Below are 17,293 nucleotides of genomic sequence, written 5' to 3'. Positions count from 1 at the left end.
CGATGAACGAACAGCGCAAGGACATCCTGGACCTGCTGGCCGAGGGCAGGATCACCGCTGAGGAGGCGGAGCGGCTCATCGTCGCGCTCGAAAGGGACCAGTCGCCGGCGGCGCCGAGTCCCGGCGCACGGCCGAAGGGCAGGGCGAAGTACCTGCGGGTGGTGATGGAGTTCGTCGAGGACGGCGAGTCGGGCGAGGCGGGGCGGCTCAACATGCGGATACCGCTGCAACTGCTGCGGGCCGGCGTACAACTGGCGGCCCTGATCCCGCCGCAGGCACTGGGTAAGGCCAACGCCGCACTCGACAAGTCGGGTGTGCCATTGGATTTGACGCAGCTCAAGCCCGAACAGCTCGAGGCGCTCGTGGACCACCTCGACGAGACGATCGTGGAGCTCGAGCAGCCCGACGGGCACTTGCGCGTCTTCTGCGAGTAGGCGCCGTCCCGTTGCACGGACTCCGGTAAGCCCGATTCACGAGAGATTGGACATTCGTATGGCAGCCGATCAGGCCCAGGGCGGCGACGCCTCCGCGAGCGGTGGTGGCGACGATGCCGGGCAGCAGGTCGAGCACGGCTGGGGCAAGGTCGCCGACGCGTTCCGCGCGAACTTCGAGGGCGACCCCGGCGAGGTCGGCGCGGCGTGCAGCGTCTACGTGGCCGGCCGCCCCGTCGTCAACCTGTGGGGCGGCCTCGCCGATCGCGAGACGAACCGGCCGTGGCGCGACGACACGATCCTCCAGGTCGCGTCCACGACGAAGGGCGCTACCGCGATCTGTGCCCACATGCTGGCCCAGCGCGGCGAGTTGGACCTGGACGCCCCGGTGGCCCACTACTGGCCGGAGTTCGGCGCGGCCGGCAAGGACCGGATCCTGGTGCGCTGGCTGCTGTCACACCAGGCCGGTCTGCCGATCGTCGACGGGCCGCTGACGTTCGAGCAGGCGTGCGCATGGCACCCGGTCATCCGCGCGCTCGAGGCGCAGAAGCCGCTGTGGCGGCCGGGCACCGAGCACGTCTACCACAGCATCACGTTCGGGTTCCTGGTCGGGGAGGTCGTACGCCGGATCTCCGGCAGGTCGCTCGGCAGGTTCTTCGCCGAGGAGGTGGCCGCCCCTCTCGGACTGAGCGCCTGGATCGGGCTGCCCGAGGAACACGAGGAGCGGGTGGCCCGGATCCACTACGCCGCTCCGTTCAGCGTGGAGGAGCTGACGGCCGGGCTGATCGCGATCTCCGGCCTCGACGCCGGCACGGTCACCGCGTGGGTCGACGCCGTGTGGAGCGCGGACTCGGTCCAGGCCCGCGCCGGTGGGCTCGGCGGCGCCCTGGACAACACGTCCCCGTACCACACCACGCGGGCCTGGCGCGCGGCCGAGTTCCCGGCCGCGAACATGCTCGCGGACGCGCGATCGGTGGCGCGGATGTACGCCGCCACGGTCAGCGACGTCGACGGGGTACGGCTGCTCGATCCGTCGACGGTCGAGACAATGACGGCCGTCCAGACCGACAGGACGCCGATGCACGGGCTGCCGCCGGGGCTGAACCTCCCGGCCGACCGCTCCTTCTACATGTCACTCGGATTCTGGCGAGCCTCCCAGCCACTGCCGATGGCGGGGCCGGGGTCGTTCGGCCATCCGGGCTCCGGCGGATCGATCGGCTTCGCCGACCCCGACGCCGGTGTCGGCTTCGGCTACGTCACGAACCTCTGGAACTTCCGGCCCGACGACCGGCGGGCGCTGAACCTGGCCAAGGCCGTCCGCTCCTGCCTCGGATGACGGGGACGCCGCGGCGGAACAGGCCGGGTGCTCCACCACCGGATCGGCCACCACGCCACGGGAAGTGACCGGATGCGGCCGGCTACGAGCCCACGGCCGGCGGTGCCTCGACGACGAAGACCAGATAGCTGAGCTTGGTCGAGAGGTCATCGAAGTCGTCGGGGACCAGCTCACGGGCGGCCGGGTCGAGCTGCGGCTCGTGGATGACGGCGATGCGGAATCCGGCGGCGGTGAAGGCGGCGGTCATCGCGTGCAACGGCCTGCGCCAGAAGACCATCGGGAAGGCCTGCCCGTCGAACGTCCATTCGTCGGTGAAACTGGTGGTCGCGAAATAGTTGTGCCGAGGACTCTGGGTCACGTGGTCGACGAAAGGGTGGTTGACCGACGCGATCAGCCGGCCGCCGGGCCTGAGCACCCGCCGCATCTCGGCCAGCGCCGGCCCCCAGTCCTCCAGGTAGTGCAGCACCAGCGACGCGACCACGTCGTCGAACGCGCCATCGGCGAACGGCAGGCGGCTGCTCACGTCGGCCACGTGCAGGTCCGCGTCGTCACCGAGCCGCCGCCTGGCCACCGCCAGCATCCCGGCGCTGGAGTCGATGCCGGTGACGGCGGCATCGCGGTCGCGCAGTGCGGCGATGACGGGGCCCGAGCCGCAGCCGGCGTCCAGGATCCGGCGGCCCGCCACGTCTCCGGCGAGGGTGATGATCGCGGGCCGCGCGAAGTACGCGTTCTGGAGGCTGTTCTCGGTTTCGGCCGAGTACGCCTCGGCGAAGCCGTCGTAGTCGTTCGCCTGGGCCGGGTCCGCAGGCTGGGCTGCGGCGGAAACCCAGGCAGGCCGCCGTATGTCGATGTCTTCGGGCCCGTCGGTCACGCGTTCCATCATCGCACCCCCGCCGATGGCGTCAGAAACTCATCGACATCACTTCTCGGCATGAGGTGGCGCCATACCTGACCGGCCATTGTCACTGAAGGTTGATGACTTCTAGCTTCGGACCAGACCGTACACAGACGAACCATTGTGGGCTTAAATGAAGACATCACCAGCGTTCGACCCCGCATCTGATGCCCTCTCGGTCCAGGTAGCAAGGTCATGCCGGGTGGTTATGGTGTGAGGGTGCTCGGCGCCTAGAACGCGCTCGCAGATGGGGAGCAGAGCGGCGAACTGGTCGCGAGCGGCAGCCGCGTCCCCCGCCCGCCCCGTCCAACGGGCGAGTTGGCTCCGGGTGATCAGCGTGGCGGGGTGGTCGGCGCCCTGGACGCGCTCGTAGATGGGCAGCAGGGCGGCGAACTGGTCGCGAGCGCCGGCCGCGTCCCCCGCCCGCCCCGTCCAACGGGCGACTTGATTCCGGGTGATCAGGGTGTGAGGGTGCTCGGCACCCAGAACGCGTCCACGGATGGGGAGTAGAGCGGCGAACTGGTCGCGGGCGGCAGCCGCATCTCCTGCTTCCCCCGCCCAACGAGCGAGGTTGAGCCGGGTGGTCAGAGTGTCGGGGTGCTCGGCGCCTAGAACGCGTTCGTAGATGGGCAGTAGAGCGGCGAATTGGTCTCGGGCGGAAGATACGTCCCCCGCTTGCCCAGTCCAGGCGGCGAGGTTGAGTCGGGTGTGCAGGGTGTCGGGGTGCTCAGCGCCCAAAATACGCTCGTAGGTGGGCAGCAGAGCGGCGAACTGGTCGCGGGCCGCCACCGCATCTCCCGCTACCCCCATCCAATAGGCCAGGTCGTGCCCCGTAGCGAGGGTGTGGGGATGCTCGGCGCCGAGCGTCGCCATCGCCTGGTTGTGGATTTGTCGCTGGAGTTGGAAGGCGGTCGTGTAGTCGCCGCTGGCACCGAGGTAAGCGACCAGAAGATGCAGGCCGGACGAATTCAGCGGCAGCACGTTTCGAGCGTGCGGGAGGAGCGCTCGATAGGCGGGCCAGTTGTGCATCGAGCCCGGATCATCGGGAAGCGCAGCCAAGAGCAGGTCTGCGGCGATGCCGCGGATGTGGTCGCGTTGGTCAGGGGTGAGCCGGTGCAGGGTGACGGCCTGGATGAGTCGGTGCATGCTGATCATGTCCTCGGTCTGGCCGGTCGCGGGATCGACAGGGCTGGAGGTGAGGGTGATCAGGCTGTAGGAGGCCAATAGCGCCAGCGCCTCATCGATCTGCAGTTCGTCGGCTTCCGGCAAGCCGTCCAGGACCGTGCAGAGCAGCTTGTCAGGGGCATAGCAGGCCAGCAGATTGAGCACATGGCCGGCCAGCGGGTTGACAGCGTCGATGTGGGAGTGGCTGAGCGTGAGCACCTTGGCCATCACCCGCTCGGCGTCGCCGCCGGCTGTTGCGGCGGTGGCATACATGCGGGCCGGGGTGCGCTTCAGCAGCTCCAGGTACTTGCTCAAGGTCATTCGGGGGGTGCGGACGATGTAGGCGGCAGCTTGAGTCAGCGCCAGAGGCAGGTCCCCCAGGTGGTCGGCCAGCCGATCCGACAGCTCGATCTGGCCCGCCGCGTTCGGTCCCAGCAGCCCGCTCAGTAAGGCGAGAGATGCCTGCCGTTCGAGCATGTCCAACCGCAGTGGAGCGATGCCCATCTGCTGCCAGCCGATGTCACGGCGAGTGGTGATCAGGACGTGGCCGTGGGCCAGCCGGGCCAGGTACGGCTCGACGTGGGCGGCTTCCTCGAGGTTGTCAAAGATGACCAGCCAGCCCGGGTGGGCGGTCAGCCAGCTCAGCGTCCAGGCGGCGGCCTCCTGCACGGTGGCCTGCTCGGCGGCCATCGAATCGATACCGGAGGTCAGCGCCCGGGCCAGGGCAGCCAGCCCGGCGCGGATCTGTTCTGGGCCGTCGGCGTCGATCCACCACACCAGCGGGTGCTGGCCACGGTGCCGGTGGGCGTATTGCAGCGCCAGTTCGCTCTTGCCGACGCCCCCCAGCCCTAACACAGCCTGGTTGATCACCCCAGACTCGGATCTGTCCTGCAGCGCCTGACGTAAGGCGGTCAAGGCTCCATCGCGGCCGACGAATGTCGCGGCCGGACGGCGCGGCAGCCCGGCCAGCCCGACAGGGACCTGCACGGTGCCGGCCTCAGGCAGCGGCCGCCGCGGACTGTGCTGCGTGACTTGGTTGATGGTCTGGTCGCGGGCCGCCTGGTACACACGGCTCTGCTCACCGGCGCTGCCCTGTAGCCGGACGCTCGGCGGCGGCTCAAGCGGATCGCCCGGTGGGGCGGCCATCATCGCTGGTTGACGGCTTGGCCGTCGCCGCCCCGATGCACCCGGCGCAGGCTTGAGGCCTGCGCCGAAATCTGCATGTTTCCCATGCTTTCAGCGGTCGAAACGATGCCGGAGTCATCGCCGCTCATGATGACCGACCGCGCGTTCTCGGCCGACACCCGGGGCGGCGTCTGGTCGGCGGCGGGCGTGCCGGAAGCGGTGGTAGCAGTCAGCGAGGTTCGGGCGGTGCGCTTCTGGGCGCGCAACCTCAGTACGGCGATCGCCAGCGCGGCCACGCCGAGCGTCATGCCGGTGAACATGGCCACCACGCTGATCCGTTGATCCACAGTCTTCAGCACATCCACAGGCAAGGTCAGCGAATCGGCGAGGAACCGCTGCGGCCCCGCCACCAGCGACACCACCAGCGCGGCGAGCGCCACGACCCGCCACAGCCGCGAACCCGCCGTTCGCTCTGCCCTTGGCGTCGTCTTCGACATGCTTCCAGAGTCCTCCCGAACCAGCGCGAGCGAGACTGAAAGTAGCGAAGGCCTTACTTCTCAGCATGGTGCGCGGATCGGTCGTGAGCGGGACGGATGCACGTCCTGCTGGTCGAGGGAGTTCGGCATGTGGGGGAGGAAAACGCCGTCCTCCAGGTCGGCCGAGGTGAAGCCGCCGCAACCGCCGCCCCGGGTCTTCGGACCGGGCCGCCAGCAGGTCGGCCACGAAGGCGTCGAAGCCCTCCCCGGCGTGGGCCGGCTCGGCGCGCAGCAGGTGGGTGAGGTCGTCGAGGGTGACGTCGTCGAGGGTGACGGCGCCGCGTTCACGGTGCAGGGTGGCCACCCGCTCGGCGGTCAGATGCCGTGGCCGGTGATCGAGGGGGCGCTGCCAGACATGCGGCAGCAAGCCGCCGCGCGAGAGCAGTTTGATCGGCCCCGTGTGCCCGCGCGCGGCGAGAGAGACGACGACGTCGACCGCGGTCAGGCCGCTGCCGATGACCGCCACGGCGCTCTCGGCCGCCACCTGCGGCAGCGTGCGGGCCAGCGGGTACGGATCGGCCACGAAGCCGGGGGCTCCGCCGAGGTCGTAGTGGTCCTGGGGCGTCCCCGCTCCCACGCACAGGGCCGCGTGATCGGCTTCGTACTCCTGCCCGTTCTCGGTGCGCAGCACCAGCCGGTCACGGGAGCCGGTCATCGCGGTGACGCGGGCGGCGAGCACACGTACGTGCCGGCTCCGCTCGCGCAGCACCGCCAACGCCGCTTCGGCGGTGTGCTCCAGATAGTCGCCGTAGAGCGCGCGGGGAACCAGCGGCTGCCCCAGCAGGCGGTCGAGGTGGGCGGGGCCACGCTCGCCCAGCCAGGCCGCGTAGTGCCCGGGATCCAGGTGGCGGATCGACATGAGGGCGGGTGGGGCGTTGACCAGCACCGTGCCCCAGCCGCCGTCCGCGACCGGAAAGGAGCGCCTACTCGAACATGTCGGTGTCGGAGCGGACGATCTGGTCGTACAGCGGCTGGAAGTTGATCCAGCCGACGAGGTCGTTGCCGATCTGGCCGTGGGTGAGTTTGGCCTGGTCGTGGTCGATGGCCACGGTCGGGCCCGCCGCCTTGGCCAGGAGTTGGGCCTGGCAGGAGCGCTCCATCGTGATGAACCACCAGGCGGCGGCGTCGACGGAGTCGCCCACGGTCAGCAGGCCGTGATTGCGCAGGATGACGGCCTTGTGCGAGCCCAGCGCGGCGGCGATGCGGCGGCCCTCCTCGGTCTCCAGGACCACGCCGGTGTAGTCGTCGAACAGGCCGTGATCCTCGTAGAAGGCGCAGGCGTCCTGGGTCAGCGGTTCCAGCCAGGTGCCGAGCGACGACAGCGCCTTGCCGTACACCGAGTGGGAGTGCGCGGCGGCGACCGCGTCCGGGCGGGCCTGGTGGATCATCGAATGGATGGCGAAGGCGGCCTGATTGACGTGATATTCGCCGTGGACGACCTGGCCCTCGTGGTTGACCAGGATCAGGTCGCTGACCTTGATGTGCTTGAAGCTCATGCCGAACGGATTGACCCAGAAGTGGTCGGGGTGCTCGGGGTCGCGGGCGGTGATGTGCCCGGCCACGCCCTCCTCGAAGCCGAACCTGCCGAACAACCGCAGCGCGGCGACCAGGCGCTGCTGCCGGTGCCGCCGCTCCTCCTCGACGTCGTCGAACTTCTGCGGCAGGCGGAAGGTCAGCCGGTCGGTGGGGATGGGATCGAGATTCATGTCTTCTCCGGAATCGTGGTGCCGTCGTGCGTGCGCACAGCCGACCGTGCCCGACCGTATCGGTGCCGGCCGGCGGCGGCTGTGGCTCCAGGGTCTCCCCGGACTCAGGGGCCGGGCAACGCGATAGATGGCGGTCGCGGCCATGAGGGCGGCGCCAGGGGTGCCGAATCGCGGATCGAAGATCACACTGGTCGCATGATCGGCATCTGTTCCCCGGCCCGGAGGTAGCCCGCCCTATGACCCGCTCCCGCGAACCGCACAACGCCGCCACCGTCTTACCCCGCCGCTGGCGGCCGTTCCTGACGGCGATCGCCGTCCTGCTCACGGTACTCGCCACCGCGTTCGTCTCCCCATCCGGCGCGGCGGCCGGCACACCCTCGCCGTCGCCGTCGCCGTCGGTGCCCGCCCCGCTCGACGGCCCGGCCGCGCAGGCCCTTGAACGGTTGATCGGAACGTCGCGCGCCGAGCAGGTCACCCTGCGCACGATCGACAAGGGCACGGGCCAGGACCGGTTCGAGGTGACGGCCGAGAACGGCCGCATCGTCGTCGCCGGTACGACGCCCGCCGTGCAACTGACCGGCTTCGGATACTACCTGCGCCACGTGGCACACGCCGACGTCGCGATCAACGGCTCCCAGATCGGGCTGCCGGAGCGGCTCCCGCTGCCCGCGGCGCCCATCGCCAAGGACTCCTCGGTCGATCACCGCTTCGCGCTCAACGACACCAACCAGGGCTACGCGGGGCCCTACCTGAGCTGGGAGGAGTGGCAGCGGCGGATCGACGTCCTGGCGCTGCGCGGTATCAACGAGGTGCTCGTCTACGAGGGCCAGGAGGCGGTCTACCAGCGTACGTTCACGCAGTTCGGCTACTCGGAGCAGGACATGCGCGCGTGGATTCCGCAGCCGGGCCACCAGGCCTGGTGGCTGCTGCAGAACATGTGCTGCACCGACGGCCCGATCTCCCAGCAGCTCATCGACCAGCGGGCCGAGCTCGGCCGCAAGATGACCGACCGCCTGCGTTCGCTGGGCATGGTCCCGGTGCTGCCCGGCTACTTCGGCACCGTGCCGACGGACTTCACGTCCCGCAACCCGACGGCCAACACGGTCCCGCAGGGCACCTGGAACAGGCTGGAGCGCCCCCACTGGCTCGACCCGACGAACCCCCTGTTCGCGCGGGTGGCGGCGAAGTTCTACCAGGTGCAGGCCGAGCTGTTCGGCTCCAGCACGATGTACAAGATGGACCTGCTGCACGAGGGCGGCACGGCCGGGACGGTCGACGTCGCGAAGGCCTCACAGGCGGTGCAGCGGGCCTTGAACACCGCCCACCCTCAGGCGCTCTGGGCGATCCTGGGCTGGCAGAAGAACCCGCTGCCGGCGACGCTCCAGGCCATCGACCGCAGCAAGATGTTCATCGTCGACGGCATCAGTGAGGAGCCCGGCATCACCGACCGGGACAAGGACTTCCTCGGCACCGGGTACGCGTTCGGCACCATCTGGAACTTCGGCGGGCACTTCAACCTCGGCGCCAGGCTGACGGTGTGGAACGAGAAGTTCCACGCCTGGCGCGGCAAGCCCGGCACGGCGATGAACGGCATCGCGCTGATGCCCGAGGCCATCGACAACAACCCGGCCGCGGTCGCGTTCTTCGCCGACATGCCGTGGCGGGACGGCCCGGCCGAGATGCGCACGTGGTTCGACGACTACGCCACCGCCCGGTACGGCGGCGAGGACCCGCACGCCAAGGCGGCATGGCGCATTCTCCTCGACACCGTCTACAGCTGGCCCGCCGGCGCCGACAGCCGGCACGTGACCGGCCTGTACGACGACGAGCCCGGCCTGTCGAACACCGGCTACCCGCTCCCGTACGACCCCGCCGCCTTCGACGCGGCGCTCGACGAGTTGCTCCAGGTGGACCAGGGCCTGCGCGGTTCCGGCGCCTACCGCTACGACCTGGTCGACGTTGCCCGGCAGGTGCTGGCCAACCGCAGCCGGCTGCTGCTGCCCAGGATCCGCGCGGCGTACCGCACCAAGGATCTCCAACGGTTCGAGCGCCTCACCGGCCAATGGCTGGACTGGACGCGGCTGCTCGACCGGCTGCTCGGCACCGACGAGAACTTCCTGCTCGGAGCCTGGCAGGCCGAGGCCCACCGGCAGGCCGCCACGCCGGCCGAGGCGGCGACCCTGGACTACAACCTGAAGTCGCTGGTCACGCTCTGGGCCACCGGCACCGATCTGCAGGACTACGCGCGCAGGGAGATGAACGGCCTCGTCGGGCAGTACTACGCCAAGCGGTGGAAACTGTTCTTCGACAGCCTGAAGACCGCGCTGCGCTCGGGCAAGGAGTATCCCGATCCGATCGACTGGCAGGCCGTCGCCCAGGACTGGGCCAGAGCCGGCACCAAGCTGGCCGCCGAGCCCAGCGGCGACGCCCACGTCGAGGCGAGCCAGGTGGCCGGGCTGCCGTACGGCTCGGTGAGCGTCGGAGCCGACCGCAAGGGCGTCAAGCCGGGCGGCACGGTGCGGGTCACCGCCGCCTTCGCCAACGACAACAGGCTGCGACCCGCCGACGACGTCGTACTCCGGCTCGACGCCCCGGACGGATACCAGGTGCGGCCGACCGCCCCGACCGGGGCCGACCAGGTGGTCCCGGGCGGCACCTTCAGCACGACCTGGACGGTGACCGTACCCGCCGGCGCGACCCCGGGCCACACCCCGGCGCTGAACGCCACCGCCTCCTGGGGATCCGGCATCGACGCCCAGCAGGACAGGGCCTCCACCCACCTGCTGGTCGCCGGAGCCGCGCCCGCGTCGTACCGGACCATGGCCAGCACGCAGGCCGAGTTCGCCCCCGTCAGCGGCGGGATCGCGATCGCGGCGGGCGGCGCGGACCTGTGGCGGGCGACCAACGAACTGGCCACGGCCTACCGCAAGGACGCCCTGGCCGGCGGACGGCAGCTCACGAGCACGGTGCTGCGGCAGGACGGCGCGGCGGACTGGACCAGGACCGGGCTGGTGGTGAGCGACAACCTGGCCGCCGCCGGGTCCACCGGCTACGCGAACATCGCCGTCACCCCCGGCCGCGGCTGTGTCTTCAGCTGGGATTCGGACAGCGACGGGCAGCTCGACTCCTACACCGAGGTGGGCGGGTTCGCACCACCCGTACGGGTGCGCATCGGCAAGTCCGGCGACCGGCTCACCGGCTCCTGCAGCAGCGACGGCAAGAACTGGTCGCTGGTCGGATCGGCCCGTGTCCCGGGCGCGGAGGCCACGCTCGACGTGGGCCTGTTCGTCAGCGCGGCCAACCGCCACACCGGTCAGGAGGCGATCGCGACGCTGACCGACCCCGTGTCGGCCCCGTCGACCGCACGCGACAGCGCGGGGGACACACTGCGCAGCCTCCGCAGACCGGTCAAGGCGCTGAGCTGGGAACCGAACCGGAACCCCGAACACGCCAACGACGGCGACCGGGACAACTCGCCGTACTTCGCCGGCCAGATGGACTGGGACACCACCTGGTGGCAGGTCGACCTGGGGGCGGTCAACGACCTCTCACGCGTCACCGTACGCAACTACGTCGGGGGTGAGCGCTACTACGAGTACCGGCTGGAGGGGAGTCTCGACGGCGTCACCTGGTACACCCTCGGCGGACGGCGGGGCACCCGGGCCGCGACCGACGCCGGGGACACGCTGACCATGGAGGCCAGGGCCCGCCACGTCCGGGTGGTCGGCACGTACAACAGCGCGAACTTGTCGTTCCACCTCACAGAGGTCAGTGCGTACGGCACACCGAGAGCATGACCCGCCTTCCCCCGGAGCCCGCCGGTTCCGGGGGAAGAGTTCACCTATCAAAGATCTCGATTCCCTTTGTTGGAGAATATATCGAACGATCGATATGTTTATAGGTGAATCCACTGTCCGCCACAGAAAGGGCGCGATCATGCGTATGCGCCGCCATCAGGGCCTGTCACTTCGAACCCGATCGAGGCCCGGCATGAGTGCCACGGATCCCGCGAACGCCACGCCCGTCCGGACGGACCACGTGGGGGCGGTGTCCTGGACGTTGCCGGACGACGTCGTCTCCGTGCCCGTGGCCCGCTCGCTCCTGCGGGCACAACTGGCCGACGCGAGCCTGCGCGACCTCGCCGAAGACGCCGAACTCCTGGTCAGCGAGCTGATCACCAATGCCGTACGCCACGCGCCCGGACCGGTGCGACTCACCGTTTGGCTGGTCGACGGGTTCCTGCGCTGCGAGGTCGAGGACCGGCATCCCGCCGCCCCCTGCTGCCGGCCCGGCCCGGACACGACGAGGGCGGCTACGGGCTGCGACTGCTCGACGCGCTCGCCTGCTGCTGGGGCAGTGACGTCGGCTCGGCGAGCAAGTCCGCGTGGTTCGAACTCCCGGCCGCCGCCATTCATCGCTGAACATATCGATCGATCGATATGTTCAGGACTCGACATACTGGAGATCCCATGGGCACATGTCCTTCGGAGAGCGACGATGAACAGCAGCGAAAAAGCCGCCGCCCGCGTACGGGGAGACCTGCCGGTAGTCGAGCTGGGCCACGTCCGGGATGCCGCCGCCCGCGGCCTGCGTGGCCAGCTTCTGCAGGTACGAGCCGAAGTCCGCGTTCGACGTGCGGACGGTGACACCGGGATGTTCCTTCTCGAAGAGCCGCACGGCCTGCTCGGTGCGCGCGGCACGGTCGTCGTTGCCCCACCAGGAGAAGGTGAGGGTGACTCCGGTGGAGGTTCCGCCGTCCGCGGCGGAGCAGGCGGAGAGGGTGGACGCCGAGGCGATGGTGAGACCGGCGGTGGCCGCGGCCAGGACGGCCCGGCGGCACGGGAGCCGGCGCCGGCCACTTCGGGGATCGGGCATGACAGCCTTCCAGGGATGGGAGCGGCGCAGAAGGACGGGTGCGCGATGACGGGCGCGTGATGACGGGCGCGCGATGACGGGCGCGCCGTCAGAGGTCCGGGTAGACGTCCAGACGGCCGCACATGCCGGAGCGTCCGCGTGCGCCGGGACCGGTCGCGGCGACCCGGGCCTCGGCCAGATACCGCTCCTCACGGTCGCGCAGAGCGCCGAACTGGGCCTGTGTCGCCGTCGCGGCGGCGTGCGCGCCGTCGCGCCAGCGCCGCTCCCACGCGTCCAGCCGGGACCGCACCAGCTCGGCCGCCGCCCGGTGGAAGGCGGCCAGTGGTTCCGGGTCGCCGCTTTCGGTGGCCTCACGCAGCTCCAGGAAGCGGTGGGTCGCCAGGTCGCCGTCGCTGGTCAGGCGGTGGATCGTGCCGGGCGTGAACCACGCCACGACACCCGGTTCCAGGGGCGTCTCCTGGTGGCCTGAGGCGGTGAGGGTCTGCACGGTTCCCCGGCCAGCCGTCACCATGTACCCCTCGCTGCACGTGAGGTGCAGGTGCGGGGTGCCGCCGCCGGGCCGGCCGTCGACGGTGGGCCAGTCGTACACGCGCAGCCGGGACACGCCGACCGCCGCCGGGAACCCGTCGTACGTCGCGCTCACCATGCGCGCCCCGCCACGTGCGCGGCGACCCGCTCACGGTCCCAGGCGCCGTCGGCGACGAGGATGCGGTGGCCGCGGGTGAGCGTGTCGCCGGGGGCGAGGACCAGCTCCTCGTGGAACGCCCAGGACGGGGCGACCGCGGCGAACGGGTCGCTGCGCACGAACCAGTGCGCCGGGTGCGCGCCCTTCTCGCCCGCGTGGTCGTTGGCCGGGGCGTGTTCGAAGACGAGCGTGGCGTGGCCGTCGCGCCCGTCGTGCTCACCGACGTACGCCAGCCAGCAAGCCTGGCTGCCCATCAGGTCGACGTCGCACACCTCGACGCGGCGCTCCTCCTCGGCCCACGGCTCGCCCTCGTACGGGTGCCAGGTCAGGCGCTCGGCGATGACGGCGCGGTCGCCCGCCGCGTGGACCTCGTCGAAGGCGACGTGGGCCATCGAGCCGACCTTCTCCGGCAGTGCCAGATATCCCTCGCCGTGCACGTAGGTGTTGCCGCCCCACAGGTTCTGGCCCGACAGGTGGGAGGCCGTCAACTGCAGTCCCTTGTGCCAGCGGTGGTCGTTGGGGCGGTAGTCGGTGACGAGGCCGCCGGACAGGGTCCGGATCGGGTGCAGGTAGGGCTTGGGCGCCTCCCATGCGGCTTCGGGCCGGTAGACGTAGGCGAACAGCTCTGTCCCGGTCGCCTCGTACGCGACGGTGACGCGGTCGCCGTGGGCGTGGGTCAGTGCCAGGGTCATGCGTGGTCCTTCCTGGCGGGCGCCCAGCCCGGGGCGCCGCCGTGCAGCTCGGTGTAGTAGGGGTCGCCGGGGCCGATGTCGCCCGCGCGGACCAGGGTGTCGGTGAACGCCGACTTGTACAGGGCGGTGATGAACTCGAGCGTCTGCCGGCCGCTGTCGCCGTGAGCGGCCGTGCCGATCAACTGAAATGAGTGAGCCCAGCAGGTTTTCCTGTCACTAGTTGACGGGATGCTCCGTTTCGGTTTACCGTGACGCCGTCTTCATCAACTGAGATGAATAGCTGTTCGCGTCAGGGGAATGGAGCGACGGCAATGAACGGTTTATCCGCGGCCGGGTGGCCGAGGCGGCTCGCGATCGTCATGGCCACGTCGTTGGCCTGCGCCGCCCTCGTGGCCGCGCGCCCGGCCGGCACGATGAGCGAGGCGGCGGGGGCGCCGCCGGAGGAGAAGGCCGCGCTCGTCTCGGCACGCGCCTCGAACGCGCCGGTCGAGTTGCCGTCCCAGCGCACCGACCGGTCGAGGACGCTGGTCAACCCGGACGGCACCCGCACCCTGGAGCAGTACGCGGAGCCGGTGCGGGTGCGGCTCCCGTCCGGCGCCTGGGCGGAGCCGGACACCACGCTGCGGCGGCAAGGAAACGCGGTCCGGCCGGCGGCGGCGGCGGACGTCCGCTTCTCGGCGGGCGGGGACGGCCCGTTCGCGGTGTTCGCGACGGAGGAGGGCACGTTCGCGCTCTCGTGGCCCGGGACGCTCCCCGCGCCGGTGCTGAGGGGCGACACGGCGGTCTACCGGGACGTGCGGCCCGGCGTGGACCTGGAGGCGCGCGCCACGGCCGGCGGGTTCGCCCATGTGCTGGTGGTCAAGGACCGCGAGGCCGCCGCCGACCCGGCGCTGCGCGCGATCCGGTTCGGTGTGTCGGGCGATCTCGTTCCGCGCGCGGCAGGGGGCGGGATCGAGGCGTCCCGGCCCGTTGGCCCGGTGGCGCTGAGCGCGGGAGAGCCCCTCATGTGGGACTCCGGCCGATCAGGTGAGCACGCCCGGACGACGCGACCCGGTGAGGACGCCGGTTCGACGTCCGTCCAGCCGGGCGAGGGCGCCCGGCGCGCCCGCCTCGGGCTGGCCGTGTCGCCGGCGGCGCTGGAGCTGAAGCCCGACGAGGACCTCCTGAACGGCCCCGGCACGGTCTACCCGGTCTACATCGACCCCTCCTACGCCAAGGGCAACAAGCGCTGGGGCTTCGCCAACAGCGCCAACGAGAACAACGACAACAGCGCGGCCCGGGTCGGCAGAAGCCCCGACAGCGGCGCCCTGTACCGCTCCTCCTTCGCCTTCGACGTCTCCGGCATCCGGGGCAAGCACGTGATCAGGGCGACGTTCGGGATCACGCTGACGCACTCGTGGTCGTGCGGCGCGACCCCGGTCAACCTGTACCGGGGCACGGGCCAGGCGGCGGGACGGGCGGCGTGGCCGGGGTCGGCGCTGTCCAAGTGGCTCGACCAGCGCAGCGGTCACGCCCACAAGGGCAGCGGGAGTTGCTCCGGCGACCCGCAGCCGGACATGCCGATGGAGTTCGGCAACGGGCTCACCGCCGACGTGCAGGCCGGCGCCACCGCCAACTGGACGGAGTACACGCTGGTCCTGTCGGCCCGCCAGTCCGACGGTACCGACGAGGGCGTCGAGTCCTGGTGGAAGAAGTTCGCGCCGGGCTCCAGCAGGCTCGTGGTCGTCTACAACTCCAGGCCGGGGGTGCCGACCGGCCTGAGCACCGACGGGCGCGGCTGCGCGTCGGGGACCGGGCGGCCCGTGCTGTCGACGGCGACGCCGACCCTGCGCGGCGTCGTCGCCGACGCCGACACCGCCGAAACGGACCTGCGGGCCTCCTTCGCCTGGGAGCGCCTGACCTCGGGCACCTGGTCGGCGCTCGGGTCCGGGACGCAGTCGAGCCTGCGTCCCGGCGCCACCGGCCAGGTACGGATCGGCTCGGGACTGGTGAGCGGGGGCGTCTACCGCTGGCGCGCGCAGACCCTCGACCCGTGGTCCTACAGCGGCTCCTCGGGCACGGACGCGTCGGCGTGGTCGGGCTACTGCGAGTTCGAGGTGGACACCGCCGGCCCGCAACTCGAGCCGAAGGTCACCTCACCGGTGTACGGGGACGACCTCGACCAGTTCTACGGTTCGGTCGGGCTCACCGCGCCGTTCACCCTCGCCGTGGCCGACCCGGCCAAGGATCCCGACGTCACCGGCTACCGGTGGGGCTGGGAGGACCCGCCCACCACGGCCGTGACGGCGCCGGCCGTCGGCGCGCCGGTCACGCTCCAGCTCACGCCGCCGCCCCCCAAGCAGGACGATCCCACCTCCGGCGGGCAGATCACCCTGTACGCGGTCGCCGTGGACCGGGCCGGACACCTCGGGCCGCTGGCGGCGTACACGTTCAACGTCGGCTCGGCCACGGCGCCCGCCGGGAGCTGGCGGCTCGACGAGCCCGCGGGCGCGACGACGCTGGCCGACCGCAACGAGCGCGGCGACCTCCACGACGCGGCGCCGAGCGCGGTGGTGACCGGAGTGCCGGGGCGGCTGCTGGACGGCCCGGCCGCCACGGCGCCCACGGCGGCCCGCTTCGACGGCGCGGGATCGTACGCGATCACCCGGACGCCGGTGCTGAACACCGCGAAGAGCTTCAGCGTGGCCGCCTGGGTGCGGCTGGCCGACGCCGCCCCCACCTTCCAGACGGCGGTCAGCCAGGAGGGCGCCCACACCAGCCCGTTCTTCCTGCAGAAGAACGGCAGCAGGTGGACGTTCGCGACCCACAGGACCGACACCGCGCCGGCGACGACCGACAAGGTGATCTCCACGGCCGTCGTCGTGCCGAACGTCTGGACGCATCTGCTGGGCGTCTACGACGCGCAGTCCGGGCTGATCCACCTGTACGTCAACGGCGTGCACAACGGCAGCACCGCCCGGCCGCAGCCCTGGAACGCGACGGGCCCGCTGGCGATCGGCCGCGCCCTGGCCGCGGACGTGCGGCAGAACTACTGGTCGGGCGAGATCTCCGACGTACGCGTCTGGGACCGGGTCGTGGCAGCAGCGGAGGCCGCCCCGATGGCCGCCACACCGGTGGGCCGCTGGTCCCTGGACGGCGACGGGTCGGACGGCGGCCCGTACGGCCGCGACGCCACCGCGACGCCGGCCACGACCTGGGACGCCGACCACCGGCAGGAGACCGACCCCGGGGCCGCCCTGCTGAACGGCTCCGGCTGGCTGGTCACCGGCGGCCCCGCGATCCGCACCGACCAGTCCTACAGCGTCGCCGCCTGGGTCCGGCTCGACCAGGCCGTGACCTGGAACGTCAACGCCGTCGGTCAGGACGGCGCCAAGGTCAGCGGCTTCTACCTCGGCTACAGCGGCAAGTCGCCGCCGCGCTGGCGGCTGGCGGTGAAGACCGCCGACTCCTTCGAGGGCGCGCCCGACCAGGGCTCGTGGCAGACCGCGGGCGCCGCCGCGCTCCCCGAGGACGTCGGCGAATGGGTCCACCTGGTGGGGGTGCACGACGCGACCACGGGGGAGCTGCGGCTGTACGTCAACGCCGTGGACGGCGTGGCCGACGCCGTCGCGCCCGTGCGGATGTACTGGAACGCGGCCGGGCCGCTGACGCTCGGGCGCGGCCTGTACGCCGGCACCGACGGCGTGGCGAACATCTCCGACCGCTGGAACGGCGCGCTCGACGACGTGCGCGTGTACGCGGGGATCCTGTCCCCGGCCCAGATCGCCAGGCTGGCCGAGCCCTGAGCCCTCCGGACTCCGGACCCACGGCCCCGAACCCCCTGCTTGCGAACTCCCTGCTTGCGAACT

Annotated in this window: 12 protein-coding genes and 1 pseudogene; 4 read left to right on the top strand and 9 right to left on the bottom strand. The window is 71.2% G+C overall.

All coding sequences use genetic code 11. The features are described 5' to 3' along the window. Positions 1–2 precede the first annotated feature (2 nt). Both AB0I15_RS36020 and AB0I15_RS36015 read left to right on the top strand, forming a co-directional pair. Positions 3–434, top strand: a complete 432-nt coding sequence (locus tag AB0I15_RS36020; protein WP_358105644.1) for a hypothetical protein — start codon at positions 3–5, stop codon at positions 432–434. 58 nt (positions 435–492) lie between these two features. Then, entirely contained in the window at positions 493–1,767 is a 1,275-nt protein-coding gene (locus tag AB0I15_RS36015) for a serine hydrolase domain-containing protein (RefSeq protein WP_358105641.1), read from the top strand. An 82-nt stretch (positions 1,768–1,849) separates the two neighbouring features. Here the strand turns inward: AB0I15_RS36015 and AB0I15_RS36010 are convergent, their stop codons facing one another. The 5 genes and pseudogenes from AB0I15_RS36010 to AB0I15_RS35990 all read right to left on the bottom strand — a co-directional run bounded on the left by AB0I15_RS36010 (position 1,850) and on the right by AB0I15_RS35990 (position 7,253). Then, positions 1,850–2,611, bottom strand: a complete 762-nt coding sequence (locus tag AB0I15_RS36010; protein WP_358105857.1) for a methyltransferase domain-containing protein — start codon at positions 2,609–2,611, stop codon at positions 1,850–1,852. Positions 2,612–2,791: 180 nt separating this feature from the next. Next, a complete protein-coding gene (locus AB0I15_RS36005) occupies positions 2,792–4,894 on the bottom strand; it encodes a tetratricopeptide repeat protein (protein ID WP_358105638.1) in 2,103 nt (700 codons plus the stop codon). Between the two features lie 77 nt (positions 4,895–4,971). Further along, a complete protein-coding gene (locus AB0I15_RS36000) occupies positions 4,972–5,448 on the bottom strand; it encodes a hypothetical protein (RefSeq protein ID WP_358105866.1) in 477 nt (158 codons plus the stop codon). A gap of 619 nt (positions 5,449–6,067) precedes the next feature. After that, a pseudogene (locus AB0I15_RS35995) lies at positions 6,068–6,373 on the bottom strand (FAD/NAD(P)-binding protein); the annotation flags it as partial. Between the two features lie 37 nt (positions 6,374–6,410). Next, complete coding sequence (locus AB0I15_RS35990) at positions 6,411–7,253, bottom strand: class II aldolase/adducin family protein (protein ID WP_358105854.1); 843 nt, start codon at positions 7,251–7,253, stop codon at positions 6,411–6,413. A 176-nt stretch (positions 7,254–7,429) separates the two neighbouring features. Here AB0I15_RS35990 and AB0I15_RS35985 point away from each other — a divergent pair, with 176 nt between their 5' ends. Next, positions 7,430–10,990, top strand: coding sequence for an alpha-N-acetylglucosaminidase TIM-barrel domain-containing protein (locus tag AB0I15_RS35985; RefSeq protein ID WP_358105635.1), 3,561 nt, complete (start codon positions 7,430–7,432; stop codon positions 10,988–10,990). Positions 10,991–11,636: 646 nt separating this feature from the next. On the opposite strand, the gene AB0I15_RS35980 is transcribed toward AB0I15_RS35985, so the two are convergent. The 4 genes from AB0I15_RS35980 to AB0I15_RS35965 form a co-directional block, all read right to left on the bottom strand. Beyond that, positions 11,637–12,068, bottom strand: a complete 432-nt coding sequence (locus AB0I15_RS35980) for an ABC transporter substrate-binding protein (protein WP_358105632.1) — start codon at positions 12,066–12,068, stop codon at positions 11,637–11,639. A gap of 88 nt (positions 12,069–12,156) precedes the next feature. Next, positions 12,157–12,714 (bottom strand): hypothetical protein, encoded by a 558-nt coding sequence (locus tag AB0I15_RS35975; protein WP_358105629.1) that lies wholly within the window; start codon positions 12,712–12,714, stop codon positions 12,157–12,159. Beyond that, positions 12,708–13,445 carry a PmoA family protein gene (locus AB0I15_RS35970; protein WP_358105626.1) on the bottom strand — a complete coding sequence of 246 codons (738 nt, stop codon included), beginning with the start codon at positions 13,443–13,445 and terminating at the stop codon, positions 12,708–12,710. The genes AB0I15_RS35975 and AB0I15_RS35970 overlap by 7 nt, the downstream gene beginning before the upstream one ends. Continuing rightward, on the bottom strand, positions 13,442–13,627 hold the full coding sequence (locus tag AB0I15_RS35965; protein WP_358105623.1) for a hypothetical protein: 186 nt from the start codon (positions 13,625–13,627) through the stop codon (positions 13,442–13,444). Before AB0I15_RS35965 ends, AB0I15_RS35970 begins: the two co-directional genes overlap by 4 nt. Before the next feature lie 129 nt (positions 13,628–13,756). Between AB0I15_RS35965 and AB0I15_RS35960 the strand changes: the two genes are divergently transcribed. After that, on the top strand, positions 13,757–17,230 hold the full coding sequence (locus tag AB0I15_RS35960; RefSeq protein WP_358105620.1) for a LamG domain-containing protein: 3,474 nt from the start codon (positions 13,757–13,759) through the stop codon (positions 17,228–17,230). Positions 17,231–17,293 lie beyond the last annotated feature (63 nt).

It is taken from the genome of Nonomuraea sp. NPDC050643 (genome assembly GCF_040654715.1).
Lineage (GTDB): Bacteria > Actinomycetota > Actinomycetes > Streptosporangiales > Streptosporangiaceae > Nonomuraea.
The sequence above is the reverse complement of the archived record's forward strand: the minus strand, read 5'-3'. Positions and strand labels throughout refer to the sequence as shown.

Excerpts from the sequence above, each read along its gene's own strand:
- AB0I15_RS36020 (WP_358105644.1), top strand. The coding sequence starts at position 3 with ATGAACGAACAGCGCAAGGACATCCTGGACCTGCTGGCCGAGGGCAGG.
- AB0I15_RS36015 (WP_358105641.1), top strand. The coding sequence starts at position 493 with ATGGCAGCCGATCAGGCCCAGGGCGGCGACGCCTCCGCGAGCGGTGGT.
- AB0I15_RS36000 (WP_358105866.1), bottom strand. The coding sequence starts at position 5,448 with ATGTCGAAGACGACGCCAAGGGCAGAGCGAACGGCGGGTTCGCGGCTG.
- AB0I15_RS35985 (WP_358105635.1), top strand. The coding sequence starts at position 7,430 with ATGACCCGCTCCCGCGAACCGCACAACGCCGCCACCGTCTTACCCCGC.
- AB0I15_RS35980 (WP_358105632.1), bottom strand. The coding sequence starts at position 12,068 with ATGCCCGATCCCCGAAGTGGCCGGCGCCGGCTCCCGTGCCGCCGGGCC.
- AB0I15_RS35975 (WP_358105629.1), bottom strand. The coding sequence starts at position 12,714 with ATGGTGAGCGCGACGTACGACGGGTTCCCGGCGGCGGTCGGCGTGTCC.
- AB0I15_RS35970 (WP_358105626.1), bottom strand. The coding sequence starts at position 13,445 with ATGACCCTGGCACTGACCCACGCCCACGGCGACCGCGTCACCGTCGCG.
- AB0I15_RS35960 (WP_358105620.1), top strand. The coding sequence starts at position 13,757 with ATGAACGGTTTATCCGCGGCCGGGTGGCCGAGGCGGCTCGCGATCGTC.